At 38.1% G+C, this 21,769-nt stretch carries 19 protein-coding genes; 3 read left to right on the top strand and 16 right to left on the bottom strand.

Annotated features, from left to right (window positions below):
* Positions 1 to 168: 168 nt before the first annotated feature.
* On the top strand, positions 169 to 2,124 hold the full coding sequence (locus M9949_01425; GenBank protein MCO5250062.1) for a hypothetical protein: 1,956 nt from the start codon (positions 169 to 171) through the stop codon (positions 2,122 to 2,124).
* Positions 2,125 to 2,253: 129 nt separating this feature from the next.
* On the opposite strand, the gene M9949_01430 is transcribed toward M9949_01425, so the two are convergent.
* From M9949_01430 to ileS, 16 genes are all read right to left on the bottom strand, one after another.
* Positions 2,254 to 3,282 (bottom strand): Omp28-related outer membrane protein, encoded by a 1,029-nt coding sequence (locus tag M9949_01430; GenBank protein ID MCO5250063.1) that lies wholly within the window; start codon positions 3,280 to 3,282, stop codon positions 2,254 to 2,256.
* 206 nt (positions 3,283 to 3,488) lie between these two features.
* Complete coding sequence (locus M9949_01435; protein MCO5250064.1) at positions 3,489 to 4,241, bottom strand: isoprenylcysteine carboxylmethyltransferase family protein; 753 nt, start codon at positions 4,239 to 4,241, stop codon at positions 3,489 to 3,491.
* 132 nt (positions 4,242 to 4,373) lie between these two features.
* Complete coding sequence (gene alr / locus M9949_01440) at positions 4,374 to 5,468, bottom strand: alanine racemase (GenBank protein MCO5250065.1); 1,095 nt, start codon at positions 5,466 to 5,468, stop codon at positions 4,374 to 4,376.
* Positions 5,469 to 5,531: 63 nt separating this feature from the next.
* Entirely contained in the window at positions 5,532 to 6,662 is a 1,131-nt protein-coding gene (locus tag M9949_01445; protein ID MCO5250066.1) for an amidohydrolase, read from the bottom strand.
* Positions 6,652 to 8,091: a sodium:solute symporter family protein gene (locus tag M9949_01450; protein ID MCO5250067.1), complete on the bottom strand. Its 1,440-nt coding sequence runs from the start codon at positions 8,089 to 8,091 to the stop codon at positions 6,652 to 6,654. Before M9949_01450 ends, M9949_01445 begins: the two co-directional genes overlap by 11 nt.
* A gap of 351 nt (positions 8,092 to 8,442) precedes the next feature.
* Positions 8,443 to 8,874 (bottom strand): VOC family protein, encoded by a 432-nt coding sequence (locus M9949_01455; GenBank protein MCO5250068.1) that lies wholly within the window; start codon positions 8,872 to 8,874, stop codon positions 8,443 to 8,445.
* A 32-nt stretch (positions 8,875 to 8,906) separates the two neighbouring features.
* Positions 8,907 to 9,416 carry a DUF4199 domain-containing protein gene (locus M9949_01460; protein MCO5250069.1) on the bottom strand — a complete coding sequence of 170 codons (510 nt, stop codon included), beginning with the start codon at positions 9,414 to 9,416 and terminating at the stop codon, positions 8,907 to 8,909.
* A 16-nt stretch (positions 9,417 to 9,432) separates the two neighbouring features.
* Positions 9,433 to 9,819, bottom strand: coding sequence for a VOC family protein (locus M9949_01465; GenBank protein ID MCO5250070.1), 387 nt, complete (start codon positions 9,817 to 9,819; stop codon positions 9,433 to 9,435).
* 41 nt (positions 9,820 to 9,860) lie between these two features.
* Entirely contained in the window at positions 9,861 to 10,322 is a 462-nt protein-coding gene (locus tag M9949_01470) for a hypothetical protein (protein ID MCO5250071.1), read from the bottom strand.
* Positions 10,323 to 10,408: 86 nt separating this feature from the next.
* Entirely contained in the window at positions 10,409 to 10,906 is a 498-nt protein-coding gene (locus M9949_01475) for an N-acetyltransferase family protein (GenBank protein MCO5250072.1), read from the bottom strand.
* A 93-nt stretch (positions 10,907 to 10,999) separates the two neighbouring features.
* Entirely contained in the window at positions 11,000 to 11,509 is a 510-nt protein-coding gene (locus tag M9949_01480) for a methylated-DNA--[protein]-cysteine S-methyltransferase (GenBank protein ID MCO5250073.1), read from the bottom strand.
* Positions 11,510 to 11,542: 33 nt separating this feature from the next.
* Positions 11,543 to 11,980, bottom strand: coding sequence for a DinB family protein (locus M9949_01485; GenBank protein MCO5250074.1), 438 nt, complete (start codon positions 11,978 to 11,980; stop codon positions 11,543 to 11,545).
* Between the two features lie 78 nt (positions 11,981 to 12,058).
* Positions 12,059 to 12,568, bottom strand: coding sequence for an SRPBCC domain-containing protein (locus M9949_01490; protein ID MCO5250075.1), 510 nt, complete (start codon positions 12,566 to 12,568; stop codon positions 12,059 to 12,061).
* Between the two features lie 210 nt (positions 12,569 to 12,778).
* Positions 12,779 to 13,423 (bottom strand): hypothetical protein, encoded by a 645-nt coding sequence (locus tag M9949_01495; protein MCO5250076.1) that lies wholly within the window; start codon positions 13,421 to 13,423, stop codon positions 12,779 to 12,781.
* Positions 13,424 to 13,934: 511 nt separating this feature from the next.
* Entirely contained in the window at positions 13,935 to 15,380 is a 1,446-nt protein-coding gene (locus tag M9949_01500; protein MCO5250077.1) for a hypothetical protein, read from the bottom strand.
* 105 nt (positions 15,381 to 15,485) lie between these two features.
* Positions 15,486 to 18,740 (bottom strand): isoleucine--tRNA ligase, encoded by a 3,255-nt coding sequence (ileS, locus tag M9949_01505; protein ID MCO5250078.1) that lies wholly within the window; start codon positions 18,738 to 18,740, stop codon positions 15,486 to 15,488.
* A gap of 202 nt (positions 18,741 to 18,942) precedes the next feature.
* Between ileS and M9949_01510 the strand changes: the two genes are divergently transcribed.
* Both M9949_01510 and M9949_01515 read left to right on the top strand, forming a co-directional pair.
* Positions 18,943 to 20,103, top strand: coding sequence for an insulinase family protein (locus M9949_01510; GenBank protein MCO5250079.1), 1,161 nt, complete (start codon positions 18,943 to 18,945; stop codon positions 20,101 to 20,103).
* Between the two features lie 24 nt (positions 20,104 to 20,127).
* On the top strand, positions 20,128 to 21,762 hold the full coding sequence (locus M9949_01515; GenBank protein MCO5250080.1) for an insulinase family protein: 1,635 nt from the start codon (positions 20,128 to 20,130) through the stop codon (positions 21,760 to 21,762).
* The last annotated feature ends 7 nt before the right edge of the window (positions 21,763 to 21,769 follow it).

The raw sequence follows: 21,769 nt of genomic DNA on the forward strand, positions 1-21,769 counted from the left end.
CAAATCCGTTATAAGTTGAAAAACAAGATTTTATACATATCTAATAATGTTCAAACGCTTTTGGTACTCTTTTATTTACAAGTTCAAATGTTAATGAAAATTATAATCAAAAATTTGGTAGCTAATTTCAATTTCACTAAGTTTGTCGGAGTTAATCTGAGATATGAAATGAAAATAATCTTACTCGCTATATTTGCGATAGCCATTAATGCTGTTGCTGCTCAAGAGGATGCTGCCAAGTCCGAGCATGAACTCAAAATTAATTCCAAACCATATGCGCGATATTGGTGGTTTGCTTCGATGATTCAAGAGGATGACGTAAAGTATAACTTGGATTGGCTCAAAGAGCATGGCTTTGGAGGTGTGGAGTTAGCTTGGGTTTACCCATTGAATCGCTTTAATCCCGAAGACACCTCATATACTCCGCGACAAGAATGGCTCAGCCCCGAATGGCAAGACATCGTCGAATTTGCAGCCATGTATGCCGAATCTATCGGTTTGGGATGCGATATGACCTTTGGTACTTTGTGGCCCTTCGGCGATACAAAAACTTCATTCGAGCAAGCAACTCAGAGATACGGCGAACCTGATTGGCGGCAACAAATCCGATTATCTTGGGAACATCCAAAAGTCGGGTACGTAATAGACCATTTAACGCCGGAGCATTATTTGCCGTATTTTGACAGGCTTTTGAATGCTTTTCCACGACCGAAAACGCAATTCACGAACTCATATTTCATTGACAGTTGGGAAGTTGAAACCGAGAAACTTTGGTGCAAAGACTTTGACAAGGATTTCCAAAAGAAATTTAACTATGACATAACACCTTATATGAATGAAATATACGAGCCTAAAAATAGCGAATATTTATACGATTATATGAAATTAATCTCCGAAAAAGTCTTGAGATTCTATCGGGATTTTGATTCCACGCTTAATTCTGTTGGCATTATGTCGCGTGGGCAAGTCTCGGGAGCACCTTGCGATTTAATTTCGGGGTACGCTCTGATGGATATTCCTGAAGGTGAATCAATGTTATTTGAACCCGAATTTTGCGCCATACCGTCTTCAGCAACTTTACTTTCGGGCAAAAGTATAACATCGTCCGAGACTTTCACTTGCATCTATGGTTGGCCCCGAGATTATATCCGAAAAGAGCAAACGGCAGATTTGAAATTGGTCGCCGATGCCTTATTTGCTAATGGAATTAACCATATAATTTGGCACGGTAAAGCTCATAATCCTAAGGATGTGGACACAGTGAATTTTTACGCTACAACTCATATTGGCGATGATGGAATGCTTGCTGACGAGATTAAGGATTTCAATAAGTATTTGGAAACCGTTCAGAGTTACATGCGAAAAGGCACGACTTATTCGGATGTCGCAGTTTATCTACCCACAGAAGATGCGTGGAAAGCCGGCATTATGCCCAAAGATATGCAATTCAAATGGGCTTGGGGCTTTTACGAGATGCGTTATGTGTATTTTCCGGAAGAATTAGACGGCTACAATCCGGTTTGGATAAATCATGAATTTTTGTCCAAAGCATATGTGAAAGACGGTTTGCTGCACGTTGGTAATGAACAATTCAAATTCCTGTATGTAGATGTAAATTACTTAGAATACGATACTAAGGCATTAATACAAAAATTCTCATGGGATGGATTGAATGTAATTATGAAAAAAGTTACCGAGCAACCGGGATTCGAAAAATTGATTGATGTTATAAGTGGTCAGCAAATACCGGACTTTGACCAATTCTTTTTCAAGGAAATGCCCGATTTCCTAATACCATTCATAACAGGCAAAAAAATCCCACGACATTGGTGCAGAAAAGATGATGGAACTCTATATATTTTCTTTGCAAATCCGAAGGCTGACAGGATAAAATTCCCGATGGAATATGGTCAATCTTTTGAAACGGAGACAGAAACTTTGCCTGTAAAAATCAATTACGATGGTTCGGATTACGAAATTGAGCTTGTTTTCCGACCTTACCAATCATTATTATACAAAATCGAAGATGGAAAAATCGAAAATATTGATATTCAGTTCAGACCCAGTACCCCTGAAATAATTTATAGACCACCGAACTATGAAGCTCCGTGGTTAGTTAAGTGATTTAACTTCCGGATTCGTTTAGATATTATATTTATGACAGTATAAAACTAATGGCTGCCTTGTGAGACAGCCATTTGTAATAATTTTTAATCTTTAATAATTCAAAAGCCTTAATTATAAATTCCAATATCATCTTATAATTTGCAATGGAACAGTTTGATTACCAAATCTAACATAGTACATACCTATAGGCAAATGCTTGACATTTATTTGATTGCTCGTGGCTAAGTTGTCAATTGAAGTTGAAAAAACCGGTACACCTAAAACATCGAAAATTTGCACGGTTGCATAATCAGAAGGTAAATCAATGGCAGGAATCATGATATAATCGCTTGCCGGATTTGGATATACTTTGAAAGCTGATTGCGATAAATCATCTACAGAGGTTACATTCAAAACATCATTTGAAGCATTGACGAAAGTATGTTTCCCATCTATTTTTTTCCAAATTGTAAGGATGGGTTTTATTTTGTCCTTATTCCAGTTGGAATTTAGAGTGAATTCGTAATTTTTCTCAAAAATTGCATCTTTTGTGATATCAACTTCGCTTATTAATTCGCCAAAAACCGACGATGTAACCGCACCTCTGAAAACATTGTGGTGGACAGCATTATTGCCTATTCCGGCTTGGGGAGCAACGACTTCGTCTTCGATTAACATTACAGCTAAATAAAATTCGCCTGAAGCATCGTCAAAAAATTTCGTTTCGGTAGAGATTTTGATTTTATCATCAATGATTTCGTACTCTGCTATGGCATTGGCTACCGGTTTGAGATTATAAGTACTATCGGTTACGGTTTTTATTCTCGTGCGAGTTGAATTAGTATAAATCCCACCGGTTTGTGCATATTGTGTCAAGTTCATTCCGTTGCAATACCATGCCGGTACACTGCTGACAGCCGGAAACGCATTTTGAAATTCCAAGGCGTGTGGATTATACAGTGCACTCGAAGATGAACTATGAACTTCCATAATAACAGCTTTCGAAGTATTATCAGAATAGACCTGATTTTGTAACTCAACTCCCCAAGTACCACATGGTCCGCACCAAGTTGCAGTTTTCTTTGAAATGATTGACTTAGAGACCTCTGCGACTTGTGCAGATGCGATTGTAGCCGATATTAGTATGACTAATAGAATGTAGAGCGATTTTTTCATATGAACCCCTGTTAGAAATTTATAAATATTTTGTAATTCGCTTTTTCAAACATAATTTATTTAATTGAATAATCCAATTGAAATCAAATTATTTGTTGAGAATATTTTCACAAATTGAAAAAGTTGAAATTTATAATTTGCTTTATAAATTTTGGGCGAGACAAAATAAAAAAAATGTAGAAATCATCAAGGTGAGAAATTTAGCCCTATCTTCCCGATTCGTTTAGCATCGAAGTATTGTTTTTTAAATATCGCAGTACAAGGTATAGGACTCCTGTAACAACAAAAGCGGCTAATAAAAAGTAGTTGAAATCGCTTGTGCCATTGACAAGTTGACCGGAAGCATCGAAAATTGCAAAAATCAAAAAGACAGCAACTAAACCGTTTTTTTCTTGTTTGAGTACTTTTTTCCAGCTAAATGATAAATTGGAACGGCGGGAATTTCGGAAATTTGGTATGAATGCAGGGACTTTGTCTGCCCAATCTGTATATGTTTTGCCGAATTTGCGTGTTAGAAACTGTTCTTCAGCAAACATAATTCTCTCGTAATACACCCAATAAAACAATCCGAATGCGATAACAAACCAAAATTGCCCCGTCAACATTGCCGGACCAAGCCACATGAATAAATTCCCCAAATACAATGGATGTCTGACTATTGAATAGATTCCCGTAGTATTCAAAGTATCTGCGACTTGCTCGTCCTCGTTTCGACCCGAAGTATTTTTGGGCGTGAAGCCAACGGTATAGACCCTAATTGCCAAGCCGATTAAGCTGACTAATAGGCAAAAATAGACATAGTATGTTTCGTACAAAGTTCCTCGCAGGATGAATGTCTCGGGATAGACTACCGTTTTAAGGTACAAAGCTAATCCTAATATCAAAAGAGCAATCGGTAGAATGCCTCTGTACTTGAAAAGCCACAAACCTTGTTCTTCAAATTCTAACTTCAATGCCATATTCAATCAATAATGTTATGATAATTCTATAAAAGTACGAATAATTAACGAATTATTAACAAAATGTGCATTAAAACGATATTTAAGAGTGGAATTCAGTAAATCCAAAATGCTATTGTTTATGTGAATCATTTAAATACTCAAAATCTTTCTGTCAATGTTTGGCGGCAAATTTGCCAAAACTTCATAATTAAGTTTGTTGCTGATATCGCTGAATGCACCAACCTTAATCTCTAAGTCACCTTGACGACCGATGATTACAACTTCGTCTCCAATTTCGACGTCCGAAATATGAGTAATATCAATAATTATCATATTCATATTTACCACACCAATGACTCTGCATAGTTGACCATGAAGCAGCACTTGCCCTTTGTTGCTCAAGGAACGGATATATCCACCCGCGTATCCGATTGGCAAAACAGCGGTTACAATGTCGTTTTGTGCAAGGTAGGAAATTCCGTAACTGACAAATTCGCCGGCTTTGATTTTTTTTGTTGCCATGATTTGAGTTCTCCACCCGAGAATTCTATCCAAAGGGTCATTTTTGTTCACTTTTTTTTCAAGATATTGGATGAAAGTTTCTGTGCTCGACCAAAAGCCGTAAATCATAATCCCAATTCTGACTAAATCCAACCTCGAAGCAGGATATACAAATGCCGCTGCGGAATTTGCCACATGTTTGAATTTCGGCTTGATTTCATGCGATTCCAGGACATCCAGCAATTTGAAGTATTTTTTCAATTGCTTCTGAATTCTATAGTGATTAGAGATACTTTCGGCTCCTGCAAGATGAGTGCAAAAACCCACAACCTCTACACAGTCGGGATTATCTTTAATCAGACGGATTGATTCATTGAATTCATCCAAATTCAATCCTGTACGATTCATTCCTGTTTCGGCTTCAAGATGGATTTTGGCTCTGATACCAAGTTGATGGGCAATTTCCAAAGCAGTTTTTAATCGCCCAACGTTGAAAATGTAGAATTCAAAACCTTTATGGATAGTATCTCGCATATCGTTGTCCGCTATCCAGCCCATAATCATAATAGTAGCTTCACCGGACAAACTCTCATAAACGCGAACAGCCTCTTGGTAATAAAATACTGAAAAATGGTCAATACCATGTTTTTCAAACAATGGTACAATGTGTTCAATTCCGTGACCGTATGCATTGGCTTTGACTACAGCCGATATTTTGACTTTTTTCCCAAGTTTTTTTTTCAAAAAATTGATGTTATTTTCTACGGATTTTTCTTTTAGCGTTATAAGGGAGCTTTCTTGCATGGTTTAAAAATTTATTTTGTTGTAAATAGAGAAAAACATGTTAATTCCCGATTCTAATAATTCGTCAGGGAAGTCGTAATCACTGTTATGAAGCTGTGCTTGATTAACTCCGGCACCTAAGCCAAACATACAACCGTGATGATTTTGTGTGAAATATGAGAAATCTTCCGACCATTTGAAAGGCGTTTTTAGATTTTTTATAACAAGATTATTCTCCTTAGCAGCTTGGACGACTAATTTCACACAATCGTCTTGATTGACAACAGCCGGAAACACTTCGCTATATGAAATCTCAAACTTGAGTTTTTCATCTTGAGTTATTTTCGAGATAATTTGCTCAGATTGGCGGGTCAAAAAATCCATATCATCATTATCAAAAGCGCGTAAAGTAATCATGATTTCAGCATAGCCGGGACTTGTCCCGAAAGCGATTTCGCCCATCCGAATGTGAATAAATGTAAGCAAAATCATGTCACGAAATAGACTTTTGTCTGAGGCTAATTCGGAAAGATTTTTTATTATGTGCTGAATTGCATAAACAGGGCTAATGCCGTTTTCAGGTTCTGCTGCATGAGAAGTTTTCCCGAAAAGTTTTACAGTCATCCCTTTTGATGCGGCAGCAAAAGTATCAGATTTGAGTAGTATATGATTTATTTCGACACCCGGAATATTATGCAGCGCAAAAATATAATCCGGAGCAATAGCATTGAAAGCAGGGTCATTGACGATTTCACGAGCACCTTCACCAACTTCTTCTGCAGGCTGAAAAAGCAAGATAACTCTCCCCTTTTCGGGTCTTTTTTCTGCGATTTTCAAAGCAAGCCCGGCAACTATAGCCATGTGTCCGTCATGCCCGCAAGAATGTGCAACATTGGAATTTTGTGAGGCATACTCAAGCGATGATTCTTCAGATATTGGCAAGGCATCGAGTTCGGCTCTGAACATCAGGGTTTTGCCCTTTTCCTTACCATTGAATACGAATGCTTTCCCTGTGGAGCCAAGTGAAATAATTTCATCGGGCGAGGCTGCATTTATAAAATCGGAAATTCGCTCAACAGTTTGGAATTCCTTGTGTGAAAGTTCAGGATGCTTGTGAAGCCAATGTCTCAAGTCTGTTATTTTTTTATTTTTCATTATTATTTTTATAAAGAGAATCCACCCCAAAATATATAATAGCTGAAGTTAGAATCCCGAAAATATTGGCATCTAAATCGAATGGTAACTTGATATTTGCAATTACCAATGCTACAGTCGTGCTTCCACCAAGAATCATTGCCGCAATTGCTGCGTTAGGGTTTGGTTTACTTCCGTATAATCCAACTAAAATAGGAACAAACAATCCCGACACCATAAAAGCATAAGAATAAAGCATTAATTCAAGCACATTTGTCATCACCGATGCAAGCAACAAAGCCAACACACCGATTCCAATCGTAATAAATTGTGAAGAACGCAAATGCGATTTCGTGTCAGTTTTAAACTTGAAGAGTTTGCCTAAAATATCAGTTTGAACATTCCCGGAAGCCGCCATTAGACAGCTATCGGCAGTTGATAATATGGCTGAAAAATACGCTGACAGCATAATGCCCAAAAGCCCGACCGGCAAAACTGTGTTCAACAACACCGGCAATCCCATCTCGGCATCCATTACGGAGCCTGCCGCATAGCCAAGTTCGGCAAACATCCCGTTTTCGAATGCGACTCGAGAAAATAATCCAAGCGTCACACCCATAAACGCCATTATGGGCCATTCGAATAACCCGGCTATAAACCAAGCTTTCTTAGCCTCTTTTTCGCTTCTGGAGGCAAATATCCTTTGGTATAATGTCATCCCGACAAACCAAATCGGGATAATTGTAACTCCCCAATTAACAATCTGTTGCCAGGTAACATTTGAAAATGACAAAAATTCCCCACCGAGAGTTGCTCTAATTGCATCAAATCCACCAATAGCATTATATGCAATCGGGATTCCGATTAAAATCAATCCGGACATAAGGATAATCCATTGAATTGTATCGGTATAAATCACAGCTTTCAAGCCGCCAATCCCTGTGTAAACAACGGCAATAACTCCCATAATTATAAGGGCAGTTACCAAATCAATTTCGACAAATGTTGCAGAAGCTAATTTTGCACCGGCTAACAATTGGGAACTTGTAAAGCCGATATATCCGATGGCAGAAATTATTCCGGCAATCAATGCAACCTTACTGTTGTAAAAATGCTCGAAAATCTGTGGTAGAGTGAAAAATTTATGTTTGGTAGAAATTTTGCTAATGATTGGAATTAAGAAAATTGCACTAAGCCATGCACCGATTAATCCGGTAAAAAGCATCCACGAGCCTGCTAAACCAATCGTAAAGCCTAATCCGCCAAGTCCGATTGAAAAGCCACCACCAACATCTGTGGCGACTACGGATAAGCCAATATGCCAACTGCCAAGTGAGCGACCGCCTACATAGTAGTCTTCGACGTTTTTGTTCTTTTTGAAGAAATAGATGCCTACTCCGAGCATTAAGGCGAAGTAAACAATGAAAATGCAAATATCAATTAAACTCATCAGGCTGGGGTACTTGTTCTGTTCTCATTATAAGCTAGTAATGCTATCATAATTAATCCCGATTATTCCAATATTCAAATTTTTCAAACAAATAAATTTGCACCGAATTTAATCTAACAAACGATACATATAATTTTCAAACGAAGTAAAATATGTATTAGTTTATTCAGAATGAACAGATATTAGATTTGAGGTGCTCAAATCATGCTCTATGAGTATTTTCATAAAGAATAAAAAATGAAAATTTCTCAATTTCAATTCGCAGCGGACATTGCATAGCATAAAAAAAGTGCACTTTTACAAAATGCACTTTTGCTTGAAAAAATATGAGGCAAGCTATCAAATGTCACTTTATTCCGTACTGTAACTTACCATCCAATTCACGCCGAATTTGTCAGTGAACATACCGAAATAAGAGCCCCAAAAAACATCTGCCATTGGCATTATCACTTGTCCACCGGCTGAAAGCCCATTGAATAAGCGGTCTGCATTGTCTTTGCTATCGGTATCGATTGAAACAGAGAAATTATTGCCTTGCAAAAATTGTGGAGCCCATTCACCAGCTGTGTCGCTACCCATCAAGATTGTTTCCTTGCTAATAGGTAATGAAATGTGCATTATTTGATTAGCCATTTCGGGTGGCATTGGTGGCATTCCTTCCTGTGGCGGCATTTCACCGAATCTGCCGACATAAGAAAATTCGCCGCCAAGAACTGATTTATAGAAATTGAAAGCTTCTTCGCAATTACCCTTAAAGTTAAGGTAAACGTTTATTACAGTCATATCAAAAATTCCTAAAAGAGTTTAAAAAATGATTAATTGTCAGATACTTTTTGAACATATTTATCTGATTTTGTACGTATGAAAATAGCAATTATAGCACTAAACAATACACCAACGACTAATGAACCGAAAAAGCCCTGAATCATATAGTTTGTCAAATTAAAGTGTGCTTGAGCTTGCTCATGAGTCATCTGAGCTGTAGAAGTTGCGTATTCAATAGCATTGTTGAAGAAATCCGGTGTAATGAATTCGGATGTAATGTATTGAGTAAGAGGGCTGAGAAGAACAATAATCACTGTAATAATAACTACGGTAGCAAAACCTTTCATATAAGTCATATTACCGTCGTAATAATTTTTCTTTTTGTCGAGCAATGCGAAAATGTATAAAATTATCATCGGCACCAAGAAGAACATGGTTGTAACCAAGTGTAAGTCTATATGCTCGCCATGCAGCCCAAGCAATACTTCCATTGTCATCCACAAAAGCACTAACACACAATAAATGATTGCCCATTTCAATTCAATTTTATAATTATTCATTGAAGCTCCCAAAAAATTATTTCATTGAGTGTAAGCCGAAAGCATTTCCTTCGGTATCCAGACAAATAGCACAAAATCCATACATTCCAATTGCAAATTTTTCTTTAATAATTTTACCGCCTGCACTTTCGACACGGCTTTGCTCGGTAGCACAATCTTCGCAATCGAAATAAACCAAAGTGCTATTACTACCCGAAGGGACACCCGCAAATTGGACAAGTGCACCGGTCGCATTGGGACCATTTTCTTCATACGGGAAAGAAACCATTTTAAATACTTCGTCACTTTCCGATGGGACGTCTAAATTCATCATCTCTACATTTAAAACAGTTTGATAAAAATGTTGAGCTCTGTTAATATCTTGAACGTAAATTTCGAACCAATTTACCGGGTTTACTTGAATTGACATATACATATTCCAATATTAATAAATGAAAAATGAAATTAGGGACTAAGTTTCCAAATTTTGTCGGAAGATTCGAGATATTTGGGCAACGCCGCCGAACCATACCATTTATACAAATCAGCTTCCAATAACTTTTCCTTGATTGCAGGGTCAGTTTGGAGCAAATCTTCGGCTTCTTTGATTGATTGAACATTGAGAATAAATATACCGCGATACGAATTTTCATTTTTGCCGAGAGGTCCGGCAACGATTAATTTTTCTTCGGCAACCAAGCGTTTGATGTTACTCATGTGCCCTCTGAAGCAACTATCAATTATAGCTTTATCAGCTGATTTGTTGGGACCGGATTTCAGTATAGCCAGAATGTATGATTTCATACCGTAATCATCAGCCTGTAATGATTTTGCCAATGTAGAATCGTAATTTGGGTTCACGGTTTGCGACCTAATGGCAACAAAAGCAGAGATAAACAGTATCAGGGTAATTATAGTCTTAATCATTTCGTAGCTAAAAATGAAATAAAATAAATATATTCGCCCAAACGAAACAATAAAGAAAATAGTTTATTATTGCTACTAATATTTATCTAATCACAAACTCTTCTTCCATAATAAACTTGCCCATATTCCACACCATCGAAATCTGCCACATTCGGCAAATAAGCCCATTGCTCAAAGCCGAATTTTTTCATTAATTTGATACTAACGATATTATGCTCGAGTATGATTGAAAATAATGTTTTGATTTGATATTTCGGACATTCGTTTATCACAAATTCTAACAATTGGCTGCCAATTTTGCGACCCTGAAAATCGGCATGAAGGTAGTAGCTAACTTCAGCTGTGTAACGCAATGCCGCTCTACCCTTTCTGTATGGACTTAGCGAAATCCAACCTACGACTTGATTCTCGATAACAGCGACAAAAATCGGGTACTTATCGGGTGTATGTTCATTGAACCAATCAACGCGACTATTAGCTTCTATAGGAAATATATCAGCAGTCGCATTCTTGGTGAGTATTGCCTGATTATAAATTTCGGTTATTGCACCCAAATCACTGATGTTTGCTTTTCTGATTTCCAACAAATACTCCTAATTATTGCTTGGATGATTTTTCAACGATAAAAGATATTGTTTAGTTTAAGTTTATTAGGAAAAGAACGATATGGGCAAAAATTAGAATAAAGCATTGTGAGATTCTAAATCCAGAAGCCATTTCTTGCGTTCCAATCCTCCACCATAGCCTATCAATTTCCCATTGCTACCAAGAACTCGATGGCAAGGAATTACAATCCCAATCTTGTTAAAACCATTTGCAGAGGCAACTGCTCTGACTGCATTCGGGTTGCTAATTTTATTGGCAAGTTGTAGATAACTCCAAGTATCACCATATGGAATTTTTTGCAAAACCTTCCAAACCGATTGTTGGAATTCAGTACCGAGAGGCACTAAAGGGACATTGAAATGCTTCCGTTTTCCTTCCATATATTCAGCTATTTCAGCGCGGATTTGTTTGAGGTGTTCATTTTCACCGGGTTCAATCGCATCATTCAACCTTTTGGATATATCTTTAAATTCCCACTCAAGTATTCTGCGGTCAGTAAATTCTAATAGACACAGCCCGTCAGCAGTAGCACAGGCTAACATTTCACCCAGTTTAGTGTCGAATCTGATAGTTTTAATCATAATTTTACTTGAAAATTCAGCTTCATACTGAGTCTATGTATTGGTAAATATCTGTTTCAAGTGATGGTTCATATGAACATAATAATCTTCGACCAGAAATTCGAAGGTTTTAACTTCACCTTCAATAATTACAGATTTTGAGGAATTTGAACTATACGAATTCTGGAGTATTGTAATAATCGAAGAATTCAAGAGATACCAGAAAGAACAAATATCATCCCAATTTCTGTTTTGATAGTCAGCATAATCAACCCAAGTGCGTTGTTTGTATTCAATGATTTCAAATGGCTCCTTTGCATTTTGCAAGTGCATAAATCGGTAATAATTATTAATAGCCGAATCGCAAAGATGTCCAAGAATTTCTTTCTTAGTCCACTTCTTAGGATTATGTCTTATGCTTACTTCATCGTCGAAAAGCAGTTGCAGATCCTTAAATGTATCTTCGACATTTTTTTTGTATTCAATAAACATATTTATTCCTAATTTTTGTTCACAATGAATTGTTGCAAAAAACCAACCCTTTTTAAAAAATATTATTGAAAAATCCCATCAACTATTGACCAAATCCTTAGTATCAGAATGGGCAATTCCAACTGCGTTTAGTGTAATGCCATGTTCCAACCAAGCTTTTAAATTCGCAAGCCAAAATGTCCAACCGGTGCTGCATTCGACATAATAATTCAATTTGCTGACTTCGTCGGTTGGGATATTATCTTGTATCAATAATACTTCTGTGCCATTGTCTAATTTGTGCAAATAAATGTGTACATTACCACCTTTGCCGAAAGTGAATGAAATTGAGTCTATCCCATTAGCCTCCAAAATCTCACCTTCTTCGGCTAAGTCCCAATTATTCCATTTCCAAAGGTATTTGTCCCCTTTTTGAATTAGCTCATCAGCACGACGGATTCTATCTTCCGGAGCGTAATAATCTGCTTTTTCCAGGAACCACGATTCGATTTGGAGTTTGGTTGCCCATGCAGAATAAAGCTCATCCATTGGCTTTGCAATAAAAATTCTCTTGCGGAACGATGTCCAATCTATTTGTTCTTCTTTCATAATCTATCCATAAATATGTTGTAAAATAATTATAGTTACGCTTGGAAATTTATAATATTGAATTGAAAATTCAGTAATATTGCATTCCACAACGGTACATAAAAAATTTTAACAAATAAAAAAACTCATACGCGAAAAAATCAACGTATGAGTCTTGGGAACCTCTTCATCGAGGCATTTTCAATATAGACTGTTGCTATAAGTAGAGATTTAGAATTTACCGAATTTGAATGTTATATAACCCGATAAACCTGAAATATCGCTATTTTTTGTTACGGGCAGTTCTACATATGATATTATTTTATAGGAAGCTCCCACTTCAAAACGCATAAATTTTGTAATATTGAGCTCTGCACCAATTGATGGCTCAATAACCATAAACGGCGAGCTTTCGTATGTGAACTTTTGCTTGTTCCGAGATTCATAATCATCTTCATGATGTGCATAAGCTCTGGTGTATAATGCGCCACCGCCGCCAATAATCAGACCGGTTGTGATATGAACCACTTTATGGGGATTAATGGTATATCCGAGATAAAGTCCACCGTATCCAACTCGCAAATAAGCGCTCGAATCTGCATAACCTGAGATATGATAATTTTCCAATTCGTGGCTTGTGACCACTCCATAGCCGGCTAAACCGATAATAAAGCTATTATTGATAATAACACCACCGCGTCCGCCAAGATACAAAGCAAATTCGCCGTTCACTTCGGACAATTTGAATTCCGGAGCACCAAAACCACCCCAAGTGACTGAATCGCCACCAAAAAGCGTTTCCTGTCTATCGTTGGAAAAAGTCTTCATACAAACAATAAAGAATAATACAAGCGTGACAAATACAAATTTTTTCATTATAAAACCTCATGTTAAGAAATTATTAAATACTGAGATGATACGGAAACATATATCAAAAAGTTTCAAATTGAGCAAAATATCGAAAAATAATTCATGTCCCGTCAGTTGTTATAAATTACGGATAGGGATAAATCAGTAGTATAGTCGTTAGTTGTAACAAAGATGATACACTAACTTTGGAACAACTGACTGTACAGTAAAAAAAAAGGCTGCCCTTTTGGGACAGCCACCTATGTTTTGGACAGAACGCTGTTCTGTCCCTACATTTCAGGTTCAATATTCAACCGATGACTTGGAATCAACAGATGAATTATCTCTAACAAAAGTGCCACACTTGTGAACTTTGAGTCATCGGATGAATTAATCACATCTACAATGTCATTTTCTTTACCCACGAATAAATTCATGGGCTATGTTTTGGACAGAACGCTGTTCTGTCCCTACATACCGAACCACAAAAAAAAAGCTGCCCTTGTGGACAGCTACGATTTTTATTTATGATTCAATATTATGCTTGGTTCTTAACCGGCTCGATTTTGTCGAATCCGTCTTCGGGGCATCTTTGGTGAATCTTATAAGATGCAGACAATGTTGTAACCGGAACAGCAAGCAAACGCTCTTTGGCGATTAGGCAGTTACAAACGCGGCAAATACCATATGATTTGTTGCGGATTCTATCCAAAGCTTCATCGAGTTTTTTGATATATTCGTGAATTCTTTGGATTTGCGAGTATGTTTTCTCTTTCTCTTGAGCTTCCGAGCCTTGTTCAGCCATATGCATGGAGTAAATCATACTTTCTTCAGCCATATCAAAACTTGTCAAATCATCAAGCCTTTCCTTCAACATACGCATTTCATCCAAAGCTTCTGCTTTGGATTGATTAACAACACTTTCGAACATTGCCAAATCATCATCTGAATAGCGAACAGTAACGGCTGGTGCAAAGGCGCCGATTTCTTCAGGTTTCTCTCTAACATAAGTTAAAGTGTGTTCGCCGCCTTCGTCAACTAAATTCTTTTTTGCTTTCTTTTTCGCTTCTGCTTTTTTTTCAGCTTCAGTCATTTCAACGACTTCAGCTTGCTTTGCTTTTGATGGAATCGAAACAATTGACTTAGTAGCTTTTGGTGCTACTTTTTTGGCTGCAACTTTAGTAGTTTTTTTAGCAGTGCTTTTAGCAGCTGTTTCTTTGGCTACAGGTTTTTCTTCTTTATTAGCTACGGGTTTTGCCGTGGCTTTTGGTGCAGGCTTTGCAACTTCTTTCTTTGCAACAGGCTTTGCAGCTGCTTTTGGTGCAGGCTTTGCAACTTCTTTCTTTGCAACAGGCTTTGCGGCTGCTTTTGGAGCAGGCTTTGCTACTTCCTTCTTAGCTATAGGCTTTGCGGCTGCTTTTGGAGCAGGCTTTGCCACTTCCTTCTTAGCTACGGGCTTTGCGGCTGCTTTTGGAGCAGGCTTTGCCACTTCTTTCTTAGCTACGGGTTTTGCTGCTGCTTTTGGAGCAGGCTTTGCCACTTCTTTCTTAGCTACGGGTTTTGCTGCTGCTTTTGGAGCAGGCTTTGCAACCTCTTTCTTAGCTACGGGTTTTGCAGCTGCTTTTGGTGCAGGCTTTGCTACTTCTTTCTTAGCTACGGGTTTTGCTGCTGCTTTTGGAGCAGGCTTTGCCACTTCCTTATTAGCAACGGGCTTCGCTGTTGCTTTTGGAGCTGCTTTTGCAACTTCTTTTTTGGCTACGGGCTTCGCTGCTGCTTTTGGAGCTGCTTTTGGAGCTGCTTTTGCAACTTCTTTTTTAGCTACGGGCTTTGCGGCTGCTTTGGTTGCAGAACTTGATTTAACTACATCCTTCTTGGATGCAACACTTTTATTAGCAACTTCAGTTTTCACTTTATTGATTGTCTTTTTATCAGTCGCAATCTCTTTAGTTGCAAGATTGTCAGTTTTTGTATTTTTCTTTGCCATTATAAAACTCCAAAAATTGTTTGAATTCCAAAAGCATATTATTACATATTGCAGAAAATAATTTGGCAATATTAAGATATTGTGCTCTAATAAACAAGAACTATTTTATTTATTTGCTCTTTTTATTATGATTTTAATCATTTCATCAAGAATTTCTACATCGTCATATCCGTCAGTAACTGCATCAAAGCTGATACTATCGGCTAATGTCTCACCGAGAATATAATCCATTTTCATTTCGACCGCTTTACGAATTTCATCGCTCGAGTTGTAGCCGATTATGATTCTATCAGTCACTTCAAAGCCACTGTCCTTTCGAATCTTTTGAATTTTGCTTACAAATTCGCGAGATAATCCTTCGAAAATCAATTCTTCGTCAAGAGTTGTATCAATCGCAACGGTAAGATTACTTTCCGATGCGACTAACCAACCTTCAATATCTTGGCTGATGATTTCAACATCTTCAGTCACGATTTCAAAAGTTCCGGCTTCAGTTTGAATTGCAAGTTTGTTATTATGTTCCAATTCTTTGATTTCATCATCAGTCAAAGCCTTGATTGAATTTGCAACAAATTGAACTTGTTTGCCAAATTTCTTACCAATGACTTTGAAATTCGGTTTCGCCGATTTTTTGACGATACTTGTTTCCTCGGCTGAAACGTATTCTATAGCTTTAATATTGATTTCTTCTTTGATAATGCTCTCAACTGACTGAATATCTCGTCGTTGCTGAGGCGAATTCACCGGAATAAGAATCCTGCGTAATGGTTGACGTACTCTAATATTTGCTTTCTCGCGTAAGAATCTTGCAAGCGAAGTAATTATTTGAGCAGCATTCATTCTTGTTTCCAAGTCTGTTTCAATCAACTCTTCTTTTACTTCAGGCAAATCATTCAAATGCACCGAGATTGGGTCAGCATCAGCACGTAATCTCAAGTACAAATACTCGCTAATGAACGGCGCTACAGGTGACATCAATTTTGCAATAGTCACCAGGACTTCACGCAAAGTTTGGTACGCTGCGATTTTATCGGCATCTTTTTCGCCTTTCCAGAATCTGCGTCTATTGCGTCTGATGTACCAGTTTGATAATTCGTCAATAACAAAAGCTTGCAAGGCGCGGGGCGCTTTGGTCATTTCGTAATTGTCCATCAAAAAGCGATATTCTTTGACTAAAGTATTTAGACGCGAGATAATCCATCTGTCAATTTCCGGGCGTTCCTGCACTTCAATGAAAGATTCGCTGCCGTCAAATTCATCAATATTCGAATAAAGTGCAAAAAAGGCATAAGTATTAGTCAAGGAGCGCAAGAAATCGGAAATCACAGTTTTGGCGATGTCTTCTTCGTTGAATTTTGTAGTTTTCCATGGTGGATTATTAGTGAACAAATACCATCTGACGGCATCGGCACCATAATTGTTCATCAGAACAAACGGGTCAACGGTATTGCCGAGTCTTTTGGACATTTTGACGCCATTTTTATCCAATATCAATTCATTGACAACAATATTTTTGAATGCCGGTTTGTCGAATAATGCGACAGCAATATTATGCAAAGTATAGAACCAGCCTCTTGTTTGGTCAATTCCTTCGGCAATAAAATCGCCTGGGAAAATTTTGTCGAAAATATCTTTATTTTCAAAAGGATAATGCAATTGGGCAAAAGGCATAGCACCTGAATCGAACCAAACATCAATCACTTCATGAACTCTGCGATATGTAGTGCCGTTCTTCTCGAAGACAACACTATCAACAAATGGGCGGTGCAAATCAATTTCTTGTCCGGATTGGTCTAAAGAAACACGCTTACCGTCAGGCATTTCGTATTTGCCTTCATTCAATTCGGCAATCGAACCAACTGCGAAATAATCGCTTTTGTCGTTTTCATTTACCCAAATCGGAAGTGGCGTTCCCCAGTATCTGTCTCGCGACAGTGACCATTCTTTGACATCTTCAAGCCAATTTCCGAATCTTCCGCTGCCAATTTCGGGTGGTTGCCAATTGATTTCCTTGTTGCGGTCAACCATTTGCTGCTTGTATTCGGGCGATTTGATAAACCACGATTCACGAGCATAATACATAATCGGGTTGCCTGTCCGCCAGCAATGCGGATAGCTATGGACGTAATCATTGGTCGAACGATAAATTTTATCGGCATATTTGAGTGCAATAATAATGTCCTTGTCAGAGCCTTCTTCAGTGTGTTCTTTATAAACAAAAGTCTTGATAGCTCTACCGGCAAATGGTCCCATATCTTCGGTAAAATGTCCGTTGGGAGTTACCGGTTGAGCAAAAGGCAATTTATGCGTTTTTGACATTTGATAGTCATCTTCACCAAATGCAGGAGCAAGGTGAACGATACCCGAACCGTCTTCGGTAGAAACAAAATCGCCCGGAAGCACGGTTAGTGCATTAGGAAATTCGCTTCTATCAATATTGACATAAGGGAAAATTTGCTCATAAACAGTACCAATTAGCTCGGAGCCTTTGAATTCATCAAGAATTTCAACTTCCCCTTCTAATACATTTAATCTGGCTTTGGCAAGAATCAACTCATCAACCAAAACATCTTCTTTTTGTTTGCGAATGTTACGCACATGAACGTAGTCAATGTCCTTGCCAACAGCAAGTGCCACGTTTGCGAGCAAAGTCCATGGAGTAGTCGTCCACACCATAATCTGTGCATTAGCAAGACTTGGTTTTGAGGCATTTACAATTTTCAATTTTAAATAGCAATTCGGGTCTTGGACATCTTTATAGCCCAAGGATAGCTCATGCGAGCTAAGTGGAGTTTCGATTGTTGGGGATTGCGGCACAACTTTGAAACCGCGATAAATATATCCTTTTTCGTAGAATTGCTTTAAAGCCCACCACAAAGATTCGATATAGTTATTAGTGCAAGTGATGTATGCTTGGTCGAGGTCCACCCAATATCCCATTCGTTTGGTGAGATAGCTCCAACCATCATCCATTTCGATATTTTTATAGACTAATGCTTTGCATTCTTTGTTGAATTTTTCGATTCCAAATTTTTCAATATCAGATTTGTCTTTCAATCCTAATTCTTTTTCCATTGCAATTTCGACCGGTAGCCCATGAGTATCCCATCCGGCTTGACGTCGAACATAAAATCCTTGCATAGTTTTGTAGCGGCAAATAGTATCTTTGATGGCGCGAGCGATTAGATGGTGCACACCGGGTTTGCCGTTCACCGTCGGAGGACCCTCGTAAAAGCTGTAGTAAGGGTTGGACTCCCGCCATTCCAGCGATTTGTCGAATATTTTATTGTCGTCCCAATATTTCAACACTTCTTCTTCGAGTTGAGGATACGTGAACTTTTCAGGCAGTGCCTTATACATATCAATTCCAATGATTTTCTAAAAACAAAAAACAATCCCTTCGTAAGAAAGAATTAATTTCCCATATGACGCTAATCCAATCATAGTATTTTGCGACAAATGAGTAGATTAAATCAAAATATTCATTAAATTTACGAAACAAAGTTTTACAAAATTCGTAATACTATAAATTAATGTTTCAAATTAACAAATTGGTGTAAATATGAGAAAACTAAAAGTTTTTATCTCCTCTCTTATTATGATTCTTGCGATAATCTCAGTTGCAAGTGCTCAAAAATCCGCTTCGGGCTACGCTCTCAATAGTCCAATCCCTATGAATCCTGCAGTTAAACAAGGTGTACTCGATAATGGCTTGACTTATTTTATAATGAATAACAAAAAGCCTGAAAATCGTGCCGAACTTCAACTTGTCGTATTGGGAGGTTCACTCCAAGAAGATGACGACCAAAATGGATTGGCTCACTTCATAGAACACATGTGTTTCAACGGAACTAAGAACTTTCCAAAAAATGATTTGATTAAATTTTTGGAATCAACAGGTGTTCGTTTTGGTGCAGATATCAATGCAAACACTGCTTACGACAGGACATACTACATGTTGACAATTCCATTGGACAAAGATGGGTTGTTGGACAAAGGCTTACTTGTACTCGAAGATTGGCTTTCTAACGTATCGTTCGACCCTGAAGAAATTGACAAAGAACGTGGTGTAGTAATCGAGGAATACAGAGTTAGAAATAATGCTCAAACTCGTACATTCCGCCAACACATGCCGGCTCTTGCTTTTGGAACAAAATATCCGGCAAGAGACATCATTGGCGATACTACTATATTACGTAACGCTCCAAGAGAAGTATTCGTTCGTTACTACAAAGATTGGTACCGCCCGAATTTGGCAGCAATTATTGCGGTTGGCGACTTCGATGTTGCTATGATGGAAAAGAAAATTATCCAAAATTTCAGCGACGTCAAAAATCCGGCTAATCCGCGCGTCAGAGAAGAAAACACGTTCCCGATTCATAGAGATACAAAAGTAAGTATTGCAGTTGACCCCGAAAATCAATTTTCTTCCATACAAATGATTTACAAACACCCTGAACGCCAACGCGGCACTTATGGTGAATACAAAGAAAACCTTATGGATGGTGTATTTACCAATGTGTTTACTGAACGTATGCAAGAATATTCACGCAAACCCGACAGCAAACTTCTTTTTGGTATGGCAAGTCATTCTAGATTCCCATTGGGTAATATCAATGCAACTACAATAATTGCTGTTCCTAAGAAAGAAAACTTTTTGTTAGGTTACGAAGAATTCCTAATCGAAGCATTCCGTGCATTCCGTAATGGAGTAACTAACTGAGAATTTGCAAGAGCAAAATCACAAATGTTGGCATCAATGGAATCAGCTTTGAACGAAAAGGACAAAACCGAATCAGCTGCGTTTGCCCGTGAATTATTCCGCCACTTCTACGAAGGCGAAAGTGTACCGGGAATCGAATTAGAAAACCAAATGACAAAAGACTTCTTAAATGCTATGAGTATCGAAGAATTGAATCAATATTATAAAAACTACATTACCGATGAAGGGCTTGTAATAATGGCATCATTTTCCGGTAAAGATGAAGTTGTCCCAACAAAAGATGAATTATTGGCTGTATATAACAAAGTCAAAAACATGGATATCGCAGCTATGGAAGAAGACGACCTTAGCAAACCTTTGATGGCGAATATTCCCACAGCCGGCAAAATCACATCAACTAAAGAAATCAAAAACATGGGTGTCAAAGAGTACAAACTCTCGAATGGCGTTACAGTAATGGCTAAAAAGACAGATTTCAAAAATGACCAAATTATGATGCGTGCTTTCAGCACCGGCGGGACTTCTGTCGCTTCTGATGCTGATTTCAACTCTGCACAATTGACTTCCAGTATTATTGGCGAATCCGGCATTGGCGAATTCAACCAATCAACTTTAGAAAAAATGCTTTCAGGCAAACAAGTCAGCGTCAGCCCTGCAATCGGAGAATTGACTGAAGGATTTTACGGCGGATGTGTGCCACGCGATACTGAAACAATGTTCCAATTAATTCACCTATACTTCACTCAACCACGCAAAGACGAAGACGCATACAAATCATTCACAAGTCGTATGGGCGAATTCATTCGCAACTCGCAATCAAACCCGAACAGCGTATTCAATGATTCGATTTCTGCTGTCATGGGCGGTTACCACAAACGTGCTATGCCAATGACTGAAGCTACTTTGAGCGATATTGATTTGGCAAAATCATATGAATTTTACAAACAAAGATTCTCGGATGCATCAGACTTCACATTCTTCTTTGTGGGTAACTATGACGAAGTAGAACTCGAGGACTATATCAGAACTTACATTGCAAGCTTGCCGTCATCCGGAAAAGCCGACAAATGGAAAGATGTCGGAATCAAAGCACCAAAAGGTAGCTTCCGCAAGAACATCTACAAAGGAATCGAACCCAAGACATCAGTCAGACTGATTATCAACGGCGACTTTGATTACAATCGCAAGAATATTCATGCACTCACTTCGATGATGGAAATTTTGAGCGTCAGATTGAGAGAAGTTATTCGCGAAGACTTAGGCGGAGTTTACGGTATCGGAGCATTTCCACAAATCAATCAATACCCGAAACCGAGCTACAAAGTCAATATCGTTTTTGGCACTTCCATAGAACGTACTGAAGAGCTAATCACAGAAATCAAACGCGTCATCACTGATTTCAAAGAAGGCAAACTCGAAGAATCATACGTAGAAAATGCAAAAGAAATCATGAAACGCGAGCACGAAATCAGACTCAAAGACAACGGCTATTGGATGAATGTGCTTTACAACTATACATTCAACAAAGAAGATTTCGACTACGTTGTGAACTACCAAAAATACGTTGACTCAATAACTTTGGCAGACGTCAAATCCGCAGCCAACAAATATCTCGACATGAGCCAATGGAAAGAATTCATCCTCTATCCCGAAGATTAATTCACGC

Origin of the sequence: Candidatus Kapaibacterium sp., from assembly GCA_023957315.1 — a bacterium.
In the GTDB taxonomy this organism is placed as follows: Bacteria; Bacteroidota; Ignavibacteria; order Kapaibacteriales; family UBA2268; genus PGYU01.

Bases quoted from the DNA above. Each gene is read 5' to 3' on its own strand.
- M9949_01430 (MCO5250063.1), bottom strand. From the start codon at position 3,282: ATGAAAAAATCGCTCTACATTCTATTAGTCATACTAATATCGGCTACA.
- ileS (MCO5250078.1), bottom strand. From the start codon at position 18,740: ATGTATAAGGCACTGCCTGAAAAGTTCACGTATCCTCAACTCGAAGAA.
- M9949_01445 (MCO5250066.1), bottom strand. From the start codon at position 6,662: ATGAAAAATAAAAAAATAACAGACTTGAGACATTGGCTTCACAAGCAT.
- M9949_01435 (MCO5250064.1), bottom strand. From the start codon at position 4,241: ATGGCATTGAAGTTAGAATTTGAAGAACAAGGTTTGTGGCTTTTCAAG.
- M9949_01515 (MCO5250080.1), top strand. From the start codon at position 20,128: ATGTTGGCATCAATGGAATCAGCTTTGAACGAAAAGGACAAAACCGAA.
- M9949_01495 (MCO5250076.1), bottom strand. From the start codon at position 13,423: ATGAAAAAATTTGTATTTGTCACGCTTGTATTATTCTTTATTGTTTGT.
- M9949_01500 (MCO5250077.1), bottom strand. From the start codon at position 15,380: ATGGCAAAGAAAAATACAAAAACTGACAATCTTGCAACTAAAGAGATT.
- M9949_01425 (MCO5250062.1), top strand. From the start codon at position 169: ATGAAAATAATCTTACTCGCTATATTTGCGATAGCCATTAATGCTGTT.
- M9949_01460 (MCO5250069.1), bottom strand. From the start codon at position 9,416: ATGAATAATTATAAAATTGAATTGAAATGGGCAATCATTTATTGTGTG.
- M9949_01450 (MCO5250067.1), bottom strand. From the start codon at position 8,091: ATGAGTTTAATTGATATTTGCATTTTCATTGTTTACTTCGCCTTAATG.
- M9949_01485 (MCO5250074.1), bottom strand. From the start codon at position 11,980: ATGTTTATTGAATACAAAAAAAATGTCGAAGATACATTTAAGGATCTG.
- M9949_01470 (MCO5250071.1), bottom strand. From the start codon at position 10,322: ATGATTAAGACTATAATTACCCTGATACTGTTTATCTCTGCTTTTGTT.
- M9949_01480 (MCO5250073.1), bottom strand. From the start codon at position 11,509: ATGATTAAAACTATCAGATTCGACACTAAACTGGGTGAAATGTTAGCC.
- M9949_01510 (MCO5250079.1), top strand. From the start codon at position 18,943: ATGAGAAAACTAAAAGTTTTTATCTCCTCTCTTATTATGATTCTTGCG.
- M9949_01490 (MCO5250075.1), bottom strand. From the start codon at position 12,568: ATGAAAGAAGAACAAATAGATTGGACATCGTTCCGCAAGAGAATTTTT.
- M9949_01455 (MCO5250068.1), bottom strand. From the start codon at position 8,874: ATGACTGTAATAAACGTTTACCTTAACTTTAAGGGTAATTGCGAAGAA.